The organism is uncultured Roseibium sp., from assembly GCF_963675095.2.
In the GTDB taxonomy this organism is placed as follows: Bacteria; Pseudomonadota; Alphaproteobacteria; order Rhizobiales; family Stappiaceae; genus Roseibium.
In genome coordinates this window covers 1-14,751 of the sequence record NZ_CAXXSJ010000021.1, presented here as the reverse complement: position 1 = coordinate 14,751, position 14,751 = coordinate 1, and the positions used below count along the sequence as shown (strand labels likewise).

The 14,751-nt window shown below is 61.0% G+C and carries 9 protein-coding genes and 1 pseudogene; 1 reads left to right on the top strand and 9 read right to left on the bottom strand.

Going from position 1 to position 14,751, the window contains the following annotated elements:
• Window positions 1–68: 68 nt before the first annotated feature.
• Window positions 69–1,403 (bottom strand): MFS transporter, encoded by a 1,335-nt coding sequence (locus ABIN98_RS07975; protein WP_346908972.1) that lies wholly within the window; start codon window positions 1,401–1,403, stop codon window positions 69–71.
• Between the two features lie 520 nt (window positions 1,404–1,923).
• Between ABIN98_RS07975 and ABIN98_RS07970 the strand changes: the two genes are divergently transcribed.
• Window positions 1,924–2,622: a cyclic nucleotide-binding domain-containing protein gene (locus tag ABIN98_RS07970; protein WP_346908970.1), complete on the top strand. Its 699-nt coding sequence runs from the start codon at window positions 1,924–1,926 to the stop codon at window positions 2,620–2,622.
• A gap of 190 nt (window positions 2,623–2,812) precedes the next feature.
• Here the strand turns inward: ABIN98_RS07970 and cysG are convergent, their stop codons facing one another.
• The 8 genes and pseudogenes from cysG to ABIN98_RS07930 form a co-directional block, all read right to left on the bottom strand.
• Window positions 2,813–4,312, bottom strand: coding sequence for a siroheme synthase CysG (gene cysG / locus ABIN98_RS07965; protein ID WP_346908968.1), 1,500 nt, complete (start codon window positions 4,310–4,312; stop codon window positions 2,813–2,815).
• Window positions 4,284–6,980: a molybdopterin-dependent oxidoreductase gene (locus ABIN98_RS07960; RefSeq protein ID WP_346908967.1), complete on the bottom strand. Its 2,697-nt coding sequence runs from the start codon at window positions 6,978–6,980 to the stop codon at window positions 4,284–4,286. The genes cysG and ABIN98_RS07960 overlap by 29 nt, the downstream gene beginning before the upstream one ends.
• 62 nt (window positions 6,981–7,042) lie before the next feature.
• Window positions 7,043–7,397 (bottom strand): annotated as a pseudogene (gene nirD, locus ABIN98_RS07955) (nitrite reductase small subunit NirD).
• Window positions 7,394–9,844: a nitrite reductase large subunit NirB gene (gene nirB, locus ABIN98_RS07950; RefSeq protein WP_346908965.1), complete on the bottom strand. Its 2,451-nt coding sequence runs from the start codon at window positions 9,842–9,844 to the stop codon at window positions 7,394–7,396. The pseudogene nirD and the gene nirB overlap by 4 nt, the downstream one beginning before the upstream one ends.
• Window positions 9,845–9,849: 5 nt before the next feature.
• The gene (locus ABIN98_RS07945) at window positions 9,850–10,278 is read right to left on the bottom strand and encodes a globin family protein (RefSeq protein WP_346908963.1); all 429 of its coding nucleotides are present in this window, start codon (window positions 10,276–10,278) and stop codon (window positions 9,850–9,852) included.
• 18 nt (window positions 10,279–10,296) lie between these two features.
• Window positions 10,297–12,060 (bottom strand): nitrate ABC transporter ATP-binding protein, encoded by a 1,764-nt coding sequence (locus tag ABIN98_RS07940; RefSeq protein WP_346908961.1) that lies wholly within the window; start codon window positions 12,058–12,060, stop codon window positions 10,297–10,299.
• A 10-nt stretch (window positions 12,061–12,070) separates the two neighbouring features.
• Window positions 12,071–13,267, bottom strand: a complete 1,197-nt coding sequence (locus ABIN98_RS07935; protein ID WP_346908959.1) for an ABC transporter permease — start codon at window positions 13,265–13,267, stop codon at window positions 12,071–12,073.
• Window positions 13,242–14,627 (bottom strand): CmpA/NrtA family ABC transporter substrate-binding protein, encoded by a 1,386-nt coding sequence (locus ABIN98_RS07930; RefSeq protein WP_346909024.1) that lies wholly within the window; start codon window positions 14,625–14,627, stop codon window positions 13,242–13,244. Before ABIN98_RS07930 ends, ABIN98_RS07935 begins: the two co-directional genes overlap by 26 nt.
• Window positions 14,628–14,751 lie beyond the last annotated feature (124 nt).

Genomic DNA, 14,751 nt, shown 5'->3' with positions numbered 1-14,751 from the left:
TCTCCCTTCAGGCAGTTTTGAATTTGGTCAGGAGGCTGGCGGAACCGGGTGGTTCCGCCACGCCCGGATTACGCGGGGGTATTCGCCCTGCCGTTCTTTTTCTCGACCGCGACGGAGGCTTCCTCGAGAGCGGCGATTGCCTTGGCGGCGCGTGCCTTGAGGATGTCGATATTGGCGGCGGCGAAGTTTTCCCGTTCCTCGTCTTCCTGCTCCGGGCTGAACCGGACGAAGAAGGCGAAGACTGAAGCAATCGTCACGACGACACCGAGGATCAGGAAGGCCTGGGACCAGTCGACCGCGCCCTTGAACAGGAAGCCTGCTGCGACCGCGCCCGCATTTCCGCCTGCACCGACCACGCCGGCAACGGCGCCAAGGGCCTTCTTGTTGATGAAGGGTACGACTGAGTAGGTGGCGCCTTCCGCCATCTGCGTGAACAGCGAGAAGACGATCAGGGACGGTACCGCCAGGAACAGCACGTGCATCTGCGAGAAGATCATCAGCGCGATGCCTTCGCAGAAGATGCAGATGAACAGCCAGAAGGCACGCCCCTTGAGACCCCACAGCGCACCGTAGTTGTCGCCGAAGATACCGCCGAGTGTACGGGCGAAGATGTTCATCAGGCCGAAGGAGGCTGCAACGAGACCGGCGGTCACCAGGTTCAGGTCGAAGTAGTCGGCGAAGTAGAGTGCCGCCACGTTGTTGACCGTCAGTTCGATGCCGAAGCAGGCACCGTAGATGACGAACAGCATCCATACTCGGCTGTCACGCAACGCTTGAAAGTAAGCGCCGGTGACATGTTTCTTTTCCGGCATCATGCCCTTGGCGCGCAGGTCGGCGAAATTGCCGTCAGGCGCATCCTGGGTCCAGAAATAATAGGCGATACCGGTCACGAAGATCAGGGCGCCGACAACCACCATCGACAACCGCCAGCCGGCCGCTTCGCTGAAGCCGAAGCCGATCACGAAGAAGGAGAAGATCAGCGGCATGGCGAACTGGGTGACGCCGCCGCCGAGGTTGCCCCAGCCTGCGGAAGTCGCATTGGCCTGGCCGACCACGTTCGGGGCGAACATGACCGACGTGTGATACTGGGTGATCACGAAGGACGCACCGATCGCACCAATCATCAGACGGAAGAGGAGGAAAGTCTCGAAGCTGTGCGACAGGCCGATCCCCATCACCGGCAGAGCGCCGAGCGTGAGGAGCCCGGTATAGGTCAACCGCGGGCCGATCCGGTCGCAAAGCCAGCCGATCAGAAGCCGGGCAAATATGGTCACCGCCACCGACGCAATGATCGTCCAGCCGATCTGATCCTTGGTCAGGGCGAGTTCCTCACGCACGACCTTCATAAGCGGTGCAATGCCGAACCATGCAAAAAAGCACAGAAAGAAGGCAAACCACGTCATGTGGAATGTCCTGATCTGCACCATGGTCACTTTGAAGAAATTTCCCCAAAGACTTGTAGCCTTGTTCTGAAGCTCCATTGAACTGCCCCATAAAGTCACGGCTTTGCACTTTTGCCGCCGTCTAACTGTGAACGCTCCATTGCCGGATGCATCGGAGCGGGTCGTATCGCGCTGGGAGAGGGAGCGCGGGAACATGCGTTCGTATCCGCGAGGCGTCAGGTGTCATGACCTGAGACGTTCGTTGGCACCGGAAGCGAACGTTGCGTCCTGCACCCCCTCCTCCCATCTGAAGGCCGGTTTTTCAGGCCGGCAATCGATGAAACGAGGGTCAGTGTCAGGAAGCGAGGGATTTTGGAGTTGATCTTTATCAAACCGCAGGGGCGGGAGCGTTGAAACAAGACTTCTGGAAAAAACCGTCAAGTTCCCTTAGAAATATATTGGATTTTCATTTGCTAATGACAATTGCGGACGCGACGTTTATCGGTGTTAGAATTGACATTTATCAAGTGCGAGCGACTCGGTGCGGGCTGAAAATATCCAGGAAGTACGGTCTCTGGCGCTGTTCCGGAGCATGAGCGACGAGGCTTTCCAGAACCTCGTCCAGGCTGCCTATTTACAGACCTTTCCCGCGCAGCTCGACCTGATCCGGGAGGGCGACCCCGCAGACTTTCTCTATGTCGTGCTTGAAGGCTGTGTCGAACTCTATGCCCAGGCCAACATGCGCACCGCGACCATGGCGCTCATCCGGCCTGTCAGTACTTTCATCCTGGCCGCTGTTTTGAAGGATGCGGTCTACCTCATGTCCGCACGCACCTGCGACAAGTCAAAGCTGTTGCTGATCCCGGCGGAAAACGTGCGGCAGGCCTTCGAGACAGATGCCGATTTTGCCCGGGCGATCATCCGCGAACTCGCCAACTGTTATCGCGGCATCGTCAAGGACCACAAGGATCTGAAGCTCCGCTCCGCCGTCGAGCGGCTCGCCAACCGGTTGCTCCGGTATCATGCGGATCAAGGTGGAAACGGTTCGCTCGAGTTACCCTACGACAAGCGACGGCTGGCGTCGGTCCTGGGGATGACACCTGAAAATCTCTCCCGCGCCTTCAACACGCTCAAGCCCTATGGCGTCGAAGTCGACGGCAGCACGATCCACCTGAGCGATCTCAAATCCCTCACGGTCCTCGCCAAACCCAATCCGCTGATCGACGACCGAACCACCTGACCGGGCAGTTTTCTTCAAACACGTCATCCATTCCGCGAGCCGGCCCTGATCCGCAGGTGCCGGGTTTATCGGGTCAAGCACAGCGGTACGCGGCAAGCTCAAGAGGCACGCTCCATTCAGCCTGGCACCGGCCGCAAGACCAGCTCGGCCATCCTGCACTCGTCTCAAGGCGCGAAAAGAACCGGTTAGCCTATCGGCTTGCGCGAATGAGGCGATCAGCGACGGATGGGAGGGTATCTTCAGTTACGTTCGCCCGGCACGACCGGAACAAGCTTCCGACACCGATCAGCACCGGGTCCCTGACATCCAGCGTCGACACGCCGGCCGCAAGATCCTCAAGCCGTCCCGCCCAGCGCCGTTCGTTCTGACGGGAGACGCCGGAAACCGCCACAACGGGCAAATCGGCCGAAGCGCCCTCCCCCATCAGCCGCGCACTGATCTGTCCGGCCATACGCGCGCCCATATAGAAGACCGTCGTCGTCGCCGGATCGGTCAGCCCGGACCAGTTCACGGTCTCAGGCAAGTCCCCTTTGCGCGAATGCCCGGTGACGAACCGCACCGACTGGGCGTGATCGCGGTGGGTCAGGGAAATGCCGAATTCGGCTGCCATGGCCGAGGCGGCGGTGATGCCCGGCACGACCGACACCGGAATACCTTCGGTTTTCAGGCGCTCGATTTCCTCACCGGCCCGACCGAAGATCATCGGGTCTCCGGACTTCAGACGAACGACATTCTTTCCCTGTTTGGCAAGTGCCACCATCATGTCGTTGATGTCTTCCTGGCGGCAGCTCTTGCGGCCGCCCCGCTTGCCGACCAGCATGCGCCTGGCTTCACGACGGGCAAGTTCCAGAACCTCATCGGCGACAAGGTCATCGAACAGGATGACATCCGCGCCCTGCAATGCGCGCACGGCCTTCAACGTCAGGAACTCCGCACAGCCCGGCCCCGCGCCGACAAGGGTCACCCGGCCCTGGCTTGCCGGCTGGGCGAGGCCTGTTTCGTCGATCAGGTCCGCAATTCCGCCGTCGGCTTCCGGAGCAGACCTTTCGGAAAAGGCCAATTCCGTGAAGGCCTCCCAAAACCGCCGACGCTGTGGCCCGGGGGACAGGCGTTCCATGACAGCGGCCCGCACCCGTCCCGCCAACTTCGCCCAGTCGGCAAGACCGGACGGCAGCAACGTTTCGATCCGGCGGCGGATCGCTTGCCCCAGGATGGGAGCAGCACCGTTGGTCGAGATGCCGATGACAACGGGCGAACGGTTGACGATGGAGCCGAACTGGAAGTCGCAATAAGGCGGGTTATCGATGACATTGACCGGAACACCGGCTGCCTTGGCAGCATCGTAAAAGGTCCTGGCCTCTTCATCTGTTTCCGCATCGGCGATGGCCAGCGTCATCCCGGCAAAGCTGCAGGCATCCCATCGCGATGAATGGTGGACCAGGGAACCGCTGACGCTTCCAGCGTGCAGGAGCCTTGCCATCGCCGGCTCCAAAGTGTCGGCATAGACATGAACCTCCGCACCTGCCGCGGCAAGAAGCTCGGCTTTCCATGCGGCCGCATCCGTACCGCCGGCAACAAGCACCTTTTGGCCTTTGAGCTGGAAGAAGACCGGCAGGCAGGCGAGTTCCCCCATTCGGGCCGGCTGGCGAGAGGATTTCACCTCAACCGGCTTTCGCGATGTCGTCATCATCCGCCCCTTTCGCTGCAAGGTCATTCAAGAGGGAGTTGATTTCAGAGCGGCAGGAGCCGCAGTTGGTCCCGGCCTGCAGGGTTTCGCCGATCGCGGCAACACTGGTTGCCCCGTTCTTCGCGGCTTCGAGGATCTGGTTGACCCCGACCTGGAAACAGGAACAGACAATGGCGCCGCAGTCCGGTCGGTCCGCGGAGGGACGTCCCGCCAGGATACGGTACCGGTCGGCAGCGTTGGCAGGCTTGCTGCCCAGCAGGTTACAGGCCCACTGGCGGGACACTTCGACCGGGGATGACGCGAAGAAGAAAGCCGCGACCAGTTGATCGTTTTTCCAGAGGGCATACCGGGCGGCCCCGCCGCGCTCGTCGACGTAGGTCAACAGGTCGGTATCATCGTCCTCCACACCCAGGCAAAGCGAGCGGGCCAGGTCTTCGAAAACAACTGATTGAAGACCCGCCAATTCGAGCCGCCAACCGCCGTCGGCCTGAGCGAGCGCCCAGTAATCCGTGCCAATAGCACCCGGCCTGTCCTTTAAGATGGCAAAGCCATACCAGGCACAGTCGACCTTGCTGACGGCAGCCGGCGTGAACTTCGATCCCGGCTGCCCGGAGAACGGGTCGGTTTCCGGCGCCACGACCGCATCCACGCGCGCATTGGAAGCAAATTGATCGGTCCAATGCATCGGTACGAAGACAGAGCCCTTGCCGGCCTTTTCGCTGATCAAGGCGCGGACGACGATCTTGCCGTGCGGGCTTGCGACTTCGACCAGCTCGGCATCGCGAACACCGATCGCCGAGGCATCTTCCGGGTGCAGCTCGGCATAAGGCTCTGCGATGTGGGCAAACAGGCGCGGGGTTTTGCCGGTCCGGGTCATTGTGTGCCACTGGTCGCGGATCCGCCCGGTGTTCAGAACGAAGGGAAATCTGCGCGCCAGCTTGCGCGGTTGGGTGTACTCCACCGCGATGAAATTCGCCTTGCGGTCTTCGGTGTAGAAGCCGCCGCCGGCGAAGAAGCGCTTGTCACGGGCCGTTTCACCGGCAGGGCGCGGCCATTGAACGGGCTCGAGCCTGTCATAGGCTTCCGCATCTATCCCTGCGAAGGCGCCGATATCGAAATCGCGCGAGCCGTTGTTTTCATAAGCCGACAATCCGGCATATTCGGAAAAGATCCCATGCGGACCCGAATAGTCGAAGGCATCCGCAAAACCCATGCGCTTTGCGACCTCGCCGATGATCCACCAGTCCGGCTTTACCTCGCCGGGAAACGGCAGGAAACCGGCTTGCCGGGAGATGCGGCGTTCGGAATTGGTGACCGTGCCATCCTTTTCCCCCCACGCAGCAGCAGGAAGAAGCACATCGGCATAGACGGACGTGTCGGTTTGTTTCGTAACGTCCGAGACGACCACGAAGGGACAGAACTTCAGAGCCAGAGCCACTTCGTCCGCATCAGGCAGGCTGTCGACCGGATTGGTGGCCATGATCCAGATCGCCTTGATCCGTCCATCGCGCACGGCCTTGAACATGTCGACGGCTTTCAGCCCGGCGCGTTCCACCATGACCGGGCTGTTCCAGAACGTCTGCACCAGATGCCGATGATCCGGATTTTCGATATTCATGTGGCAGGCCAGCATGTTGGCGAGACCGCCGACTTCGCGGCCTCCCATCGCGTTGGGCTGACCGGTCACGGAAAATGGCCCCACGCCCGGGCGGCCGATCCGTCCGGTCACCAGATGGGTATTGATGATCGCATTGACCTTGTCCGTGCCGGAAACCGACTGGTTGACGCCCTGGCTATAGACCGTGACCGTCTTCTCGGTCCGTGCCACCATTGCATAGAAGGTCGCGATATCCTGACGGGACAGGCCGGTGATCGAGGCAATCTTCGAAATATCGCAGGGCCCGGCACTTTTCAGCGCCTCGTGATACCCCTTGGTGTGGCGCTCGATATAGGCGTTGTCGACAGCCTTGGATTCCTGAAGGAAGGCGAGCAGGCCGTTGAACAGCGCGACATCCGTGTCCGGAGACAGGGCCAAATGGAGATCGGCCAGTTCGCAGGTCGCCGTGCGGCGCGGATCGATCACGACGATCCGCATCGCCGGATTTTTCGCCTTGGCTGCCTCGATCCGCTGGAACAGGACGGGATGGCACCAGGACAGGTTGGACCCGACCAGAACGACCAGGTCAGCCTGTTCAAGATCCTCATAGGCACCCGGCACCGTGTCCGAACCAAAGGCACGCCGATGGCCCGCGACGGAAGAGGCCATGCAAAGCCGTGAATTGGTGTCGATGTTGGCCGAGCCGATGTAGCCCTTCATCAGCTTGTTGGCGACATAATAGTCTTCCGTCAGGATCTGGCCGGAAACGTAGAAGGCCACACTGTCCGGACCATGTTCGGCAATCGTCGCGGAGAATTTTTCCGCCACCAGATCAAGTGCTTCGTTCCAGGAGGCCCGTTCGCCGTCGACTTCGGGAAAAAGCAGGCGGTCGTCGAGGGACAGGGTTTCCCGAAGTGCCGCTCCCTTGGAGCACAGCCGACCGTAATTCGCCGGGTGATTTCGATCGCCCTTGATCGTGATCGTGCCATCGGCCTTTTTCGTCGCAATGACGCCGCAGCCAACGCCGCAATAAGGGCATGTTGTCTTGGTGGCCTTAGGATCCTCGGCGGTCATTTGTCCGTTCCTGTCTTCCCGACTGCATTGAGCGTTTTGTTATGGTGATGAGGCCCGGGGGGTCAGGAGTTGGGGGAGAGCTGGCTGGCCAGCCGGTCCGCAGCAAGAAGCACCTTGCCATTCTCGACCTTGGCCGCAGTCACCGGAACGGACCCCTCATCCGCGCCCTGCGCGAGGCCCGTAGCCAGATCAAACACCCAGTTATGCAGCGGGCATGTGATCGAGTTGCCGTGGACGATCCCCTGACTGAGGGGGCCGCCCTTGTGCGGGCAGCGGTCATCGAGCGCAAAGACCTGATCGTCCGAGGTGCGGAAAACCGCGATACAGCCGGCGGGGGTCTTAACAACGCGCGCGCCCTGGCGGGGGGATGTCCGTCAGGACGCCGATCTCGATCCAGTTCCGGGTTGCCGCGTTCATTCTGCAGCCTCCATGGTCAAGGTCGCCATGGGCTTGAACTCGTGCTTGTCCTTGCCGGACACGCGTTCCGACCACGGGTCGACCTGTGCGAATTTCTGGGAGAAGACGAAGCGGTCGTAACAGGCCTTGCGCTTGTCCGCATCGTCCATGATCTGGCGGCGGACCTCGTCGTAGCCGATGCGCTTCGCCCACTTGTAGATCCGCTCCAGGTAATGGCCCTGCTCGCGGTACATCTGGATCAGGGCGGTGATGTACTCGACGGCCTCGTCCTCGGTCTTCACCTGGCCGAGAACCTCCGTCCCCTTGATGTCGAGACCGGCAGCGCCCGCAAAATGGATTTCGAAGCCGCTGTCGACACAGATCACGCCGACGTCCTTGCAGGTCGCCTCGGCACAATTGCGAGGGCAACCAGAAACGGCGAGCTTGACCTTTGCCGGCGTCCAGGACCCCCAGAGGAATTTCTCCAGCCGGACGCCCAGGCCGGTGGAATCCTGCGTTCCGAACCGGCACCAGTCGGAGCCGACGCAGGTTTTCACCGTGCGCAGTCCCTTGGCGTAGGCATGACCCGACACGAAGCCGGCCTTGCCGAGATCAGCCCAGACGGCGGGCAGATCCTCTTTCTTGATGCCCAGCATGTCGATGCGCTGGCCACCGGTGCATTTCACGGCCGGGATGTTGTACTTGTCGACCACGTCGGCGATGGCGCGCAGTTCCGTGGAGGAGGTCATGCCGCCCCACATGCGAGGAACGACCGAATAGGTGCCGTCCTTCTGGATATTCGCGTGGACGCGTTCGTTAATGAACCGGGACTGGTAGTCGTCGGCATACTCATCCGGCCAGTCGCTGACGAGATAGTAGTTCAACGCCGGCCGGCACTTGGCACAGCCGCCGGACGATGTCCATTCCAACGCCTGCATGACGTCGGGAATGGTCTTCAGTTCCTTGGCCTTGATCAGGCGCCGGACTTCATTGTGACCCAGATGGGTGCAGCCGCACATGGGGCTGACCGCGGCCGGATTATAAGCATCGCCAAGCGTTGCCAGCATCAGGTTCTCGACAAGCCCGGTGCACGTCCCGCAGGAAGCCGATGCCTTGGTATGGGCGCGCACGTCATCGAGCGTTGTCAGGCCCTTTTCCCGGATCGCGCCGACAATCTTGCCCTTGCATACGCCGTTGCAGCCGCAGATTTCCGCATCATCCGGCAAGGCTGCAACGGCCGCCGTAGGGTCCAGGGGTTCGCCCCCCTGATACGCCTGGCCGAAGATGAGGGTATCGCGCATGTCGGAGACGTCCGTCCCCTTCTTCTTCAGATCGTTGAACCACGCGCCATCGGCGGTCTCTCCGTAGAGCACCGTTCCGATGATCTTGTTGTCCTGCAGAACCACGCGCTTGTAGATGCCTGCGGCCGCATCGCGCAGAACGATTTCCTCGCGGTCCTCGCCTTCGCCGAAATCACCCAGCGAGAACAGGTCGATGCCGGTGACCTTGAGCTTCGTCGGCGTGTCGGCGTGGACGAAAGAGGCCGCCCCCTCGCCGGCCAGATGCTTCGCCGCGACCCGCGCCATCTCATAAAGAGGTGCGACAAGGCCGTAGACCTGACCGTCAACCTCTGCGCATTCGCCCAGAGAATAGATATCGGGATCACTGGTCTGCATGCCGTCACCGACGACAATGCCCCGGTTGACCTCCAGCCCTGCTTCCTTGGCGAGCCAGGCATTCGGCCGGATGCCCACAGCCATGACCACGAGTGTCGCCGGAATGACTGTGCCGTCCTCAAGCTCGACACCCTCGACTTTGGTGTCCCCGAGGATCGCCCTGGTGTTGGCCTTGGTGACCACCGCAATGCCGCGGGCTTCCAGAGCCTTCTCCAACAGGTGCCCGGCGGACGGATCAAGCTGGCGTTCCATCAGGGTCGGCATCAGGTGCAGAACGGTAACGTCCATCCCGCGCGCCTGGAGACCGGCAGCGGCTTCGAGCCCGAGCAATCCGCCGCCGATGACCACTGCCTTCTCCTGGCTTTGTGCGGCCAGCAGCATGGCGTCAACATCGTCCAGATCGCGATAGCTCAAGACACCCTGAAGGTCCTTGCCCGGCACTGGAATGATGAATGGAACGGACCCGGTCGCGATCACCAGCTTGTCGTAGGAAGCGACCTCGCCGTGATCGGAGGTGACCGTCTTGGCTTCGCGGTCGATCTCGACGATCTTGTGCCCCTTGTAGAGCATGATGCCGTGCTCGATGTACCAGCCGTCACCGTGGATAACGATTTCCTCGTAGGTCTTCTCGCCGGACAATACCGGCGACAGCATGATCCGATCGTAATTGACCCGCGGCTCGGCATTGAAAATGGTAATGTCGTAGGCATCGGGTGCGGCTTCCAGCAGATGCTCGAGCATCCGTCCGGGCGCCATGCCGTTGCCGATGATGACAAGTTTCTGTTTGGTCATTTCGGTTATCCTGCTGCTGAAGCCGGGCCCGGATAGGCCGCTTCGATCATGACGGCGGAAAGAGCGCCATAGGCGGCAATCCAGGCCTGTTTCGTATTTTCGGTGAAGGCGTCACCGAGCCCCTTCTCCAGGGTCCAGACCAGCGCTTCGCCGACCGGCCGGTAATCTTCGGCCTTCACGCCGTAGTCGACGTGGCGGATGGCCAGTTCGCGGGCCGCCGGCAGAACGGCTTCAAGGTTCTTCAGGCCGTTGACCACCACGCCAAGCGTGGTCATCAACTTTCGGCCTTGTTCTTTCAGGTCGCTTTTGAAAAGAGGCCGGACTTCCGGTGCGATTTCGAACAGGTGCCCGTAAAAAAGCGCTGCCGCGTCCTCGGCGATCGGGGCGACCTTCGAAAACGAGGATTGAACGAGCTGGATCTGATCTGGCGTCATCGCTTCGTCTCCGCTTGGCTATTCGGCTGCTTCGACCGCGGCCTTTTGCCGGGCCTGCCTCGCAGCGCGTTTTTGCTGGATGGACTGGAGTTGCTCAGGGCTCGGATCGGCCCCGCCCTCATAAGCTTCGAGGAAGTCGAGCAGTTCCTCGCGATAGGCGTAGTAATCCGGGTGGGCAAGCAGCGCCTTGCGTGAGCGCGGACGCGGCAGGTCCACATCCATGATGTTGCCGATCTTCGCGTTCGGACCGTTGGACATCATGACCACCCGATCAGCGAGCAGGATCGCCTCGTCCACGTCATGTGTGACGCAGACGGCCGTGACCTGGGTGCGCTTCCAGACGTCCATCAGAACGTCCTGCAGTTCCCAGCGGGTCAGGCTGTCGAGCATGCCGAACGGCTCATCGAGCAGGAGCAGTTTAGGAGAAAGCGCAAAGGCGCGGGCAATGCCCACTCGCTGTTTCATGCCGTTGGACATGTCCGCTGCCGGCTTGTGCAGGGCGTCACCGAGCCCGACCTTCGACAGGTAGTACTCGATGATGTCGTTCTTCTCGGATTTCGACGCATCGGGGTAGACCTTGTCGACACCGAGCTCGACGTTCTCGTAAGCCGTCAACCAGGGCATCAGGGATGGCGCCTGGAAGACCACGGCGCGATCCGGCCCGGCCTGGGTCACATGGGTCCCGTCGAGAACGATCGCACCTTCCGTGATCGGATTGAGGCCGGCCACCATGGACAGGACCGTGGACTTGCCGCAGCCGGAATGGCCGATCAGGGTGACGAACTCGCCCTTTTTCATTTTCAGGTCGAAACCGTCGACGACCGTGAGCGGTCCCTTCGGTGTCGGATAGACCTTCTTCAGCTGGCTGAAGTCCAGATAACGGTCTTCGATCGTTGACTCAGCGGCACGCTCATAGGCTTCGGGAAGCTTGTCTTCTTTTTTCGAAGCCTTTTGCGTGATCGGCAGGATGTTCGGCAGTACGATATCCCGCTCAAGATCCGCACCGCGCTCGGCGCCGACTTCCATCAGATACTCGGTCACTTCGGCCCGAAGCTTGATGAAATCGTCGTCGTGGTTGAGCTCGCCCCGATCGCGCGGCCTTGCGAAAGGCACCTTGAATTCCGGACCCAGGGTTGCCTTTGTGCCAGGCTTCAGCGGAATGATCCGGTCGGCCAGCAGGATCGCTTCGTCAACGTCATTGGTGATCAGGAAAATGGTTTTCTTTTCCTGCTCGCAAATGGCGGCGAACTCGTCCTGCAGCTTGGACCGGGTCAGCGCGTCGAGTGCCGACAGCGGCTCATCGAGCAGGAGAAGTTCCGGCTGCATCGCCAGTGCCCGGGCGACTGCAACCCGCTGCCGCATGCCGCCGGACAATTCCGCCGGCTTGCGGTCCCGGGCGTGTGCCAGGCCGACCATCTCGATATATTTGTCGGCGATGGCCTTGCGCTCGGCTGCAGGCTTCTTCTTGAAGACCGCATCGACGGCGAGACCGACATTGCCGGCGACCGCAAGCCACGGCATCAGCGAGTAGGACTGGAACACCACGCCGCGCTCGGGGCTCGGACCGTCGATTTCCCTCCCCTTGAAAACGATGCCGCCCGTATCCGGTTCGATCAGGCCGGCCAGCAGGGAAATCAGCGTCGTCTTGCCGGTCCCGGAAAAGCCGACGATGGCGATGAACTCGCCTTCGTCCACCTTCAGGTTGATGTCCTCCAGGACGTCGGTGCGGCTCGCGCCTTCGCCGTAGGACTTGGAGATGTTGGAGATTTCGAGAAACGACATCTGCCTCTCCCTACCGGTTCGCCGAGAACGTGAAGGCACGCTGCAGGGCGTACATCAGCCGGTCGAGCGCGAAACCGATGATGCCGATGGTGAAAACGGCGACCATGATCTTGGCGAGCGACTGGGAAGACCCGTTCTGGAATTCATCCCAGACGAACTTTCCAAGGCCAGGGTTCTGGGCGAGCATTTCAGCCGCGATCAGCACCATCCAGCCCACACCGAGCGAGAGGCGCAGACCGGTGAAGATCAACGGCAGTGAAGACGGCAGCACCAGCTTGGTGACGGTCTTCATGGTCGGCAGTTGCAGAACCCGGCCGACATTCATCAGGTCCTTGTCGACCGAGGCTACGCCGAGCGCGGTGTTGATCAAGGTCGGCCACATGGAACACAGCGTCACGGTGACGGCCGAAATCAGCAGGGACTTGGACAGCCAATCCACCGGATCGACATAGAGTGCCGAAACGATCATGGTCACGATCGGCAGCCACGCGAGCGGCGACACCGGCTTGAAGATCTGGATCAGCGGATTGATTGCGCCGTTGAAGCTGCGCGACAGACCGGAGGCGATCCCGAGAGGAACCGCGATGATGGTCGCGATCAGAAAACCGAGACCGACGGTTTTCAGCGAGGTCCCGATCTGGTCGATATAGGTCGGCTTGCCGGTGTAGCTGCGCCATTTGATCTTGTCGGACTTGCCCGCCGCTTCCAGCTTGGCGTTGCGTTCGTCCTGACGCTCATAAAAAGCGGCTGCTTTCTCGCGCTCGCGGACGTGGTCCTTCCACAAATTGACAGTCTGCGTCCAGACCTGGGCAGGTCCGGGAACGGCGCCGAGAGAGGTCTGGATCTGCGGCGCAAGCACGCCCCAAAGAACCAGGAAAGCGGCAATGCCGATCAGCGGGATCAGCAGAACACGCTTCAACTCCGTCATCTGTTCCTTGACGCTGTCTCCCGCCGCGATTTTCAGGATCGGCACGAGCCAGGAAAATCCGAGGGCGTCCAACCAGCCCGAAGCCCGGTTGATCCGCATGAAGATGCGTTCGCGACGTTCGATGCGGCCGGCTTCCCGGTGGAAGCTGTATTGGCATTGGCCATGATGATGGTCCTTAGTCTTGAAACCAAATCGGGTATCGGGAGGGGCGGCGGACTGTGAGGATTGCCCGCCACCCCTGCTGCCGGAGGCCTTAGCCGCCGACCACCTGGTTGCCATCCACGACCTGCTTGCCTTTCAGGCCGATCGGCAAGCTGTCGATGTAGGCGTTGGGCGTACGGCCGTCGTAGGGAATGCCGTCGATGATGTCGGCTGCCGGGGTCGGCTCGCGGTACCCGTCGCTTTCCCAGGGGAAGTCCGCTTCGTCGACGAGACCTTCCTCGACCAGCATCTTCGCGGCCTGCAGATAGATCCCCGGCAGATAGACGGATTTTGCGACTTCGTCGTACCAGCTGTCCGGCTTGTATTCGCCGATCTGGCCCCAGCGGCGCATCTGGGTCAGGTACCAGACCGCATCCGAGTAGTAGGGATAGGTCGCGAAATAGCGGTAGAAGACGTTGAAGTCGGGAACGTCACGCTTGTCGCCCTTCTCGTATTCGAAGGTTCCGGTCATGGAGTTGGCGATGACTTCCTTGTCCGCGCCGACATATTCGGAACGCGACAGGATCTCGACCGCTTCCATGCGGTTGGCGTTGTCGTTTTCATCCAGCCATTTGGCTGCCCGGATCAGCGCCTTGGTGATGGCGAGCGTGGTGTTCGGATATTCCTCGGTAAATTCCTTGGTAAGACCGAAGACCTTTTCCGGGTTGTTCTTCCAGATCTCGTAGTCGGTGATCACCGGAACACCGATCCCCTTGAACACCGCCTGCTGGTTCCACGGTTCGCCGACGCAGTAGCCGTAGATCGTGCCGGCCTCGAGCGTTGCCGGCATCTGCGGCGGCGGCGTCACCGACAGCAGCGCATCGGCCTTGATCTGACCGGAAATGTCGGTCTTGGAATAAAAGCCCGGGTTGATGTCGCCTGAGGCGAGCCAGTAGCGCAGCTCGTAGTTATGGGTGGAGACCGGGAACACCATCCCCATGTTGAAGGACTTGCCTTCGGACTTGAACTTGTCGACTACCGGCTTCAGGGCGGTTGCCTTGATCGGATGGACCGGCTTACCGTCCGCACCCATTTCCAGGTGCGGCTTCATCATCTCGAAGACTTCGTTGGAAACGGTGATGCCGTTGCCGTTGAGGTCCATGGAAAACGGCGTCACGATGTGCGCCTTGGTACCGAAGCCGATGGTGGCCGCCAGCGGCTGACCGGCCAGCATATGCGCCCCGTCCAGTTCGCCGGTGATCACCCTGTCCAGCAGGACTTTCCAGTTCGCCTGCGGTTCCAGGGTCACATAAAGGCCCTCGTCTTCGAAGTAGCCCTTCTCATAGGCAATGGCGAGCGGCGCCATATCGGTCAGCTTGATAAAGCCGAATTTCAGCTCGTCCTTTTCTACGTCGAGCATGTCGGCTTGAGCCGCGCCCGACACCCCGGTCAGGCTCGCTGCGACCAGCACGCCCAGTGCGGCGGCGCGGCGGGTCATCTTCAATGTCTGCTGTTTCCTGGTCACTTGCTGATCCCTCTGTCTGGCAAGCACCCTTCTCAGGGCCGTTTTGAAAAACAAAAAAAGCCGCCGACGGACCTACATGCGGGAGGTGCATGATCGG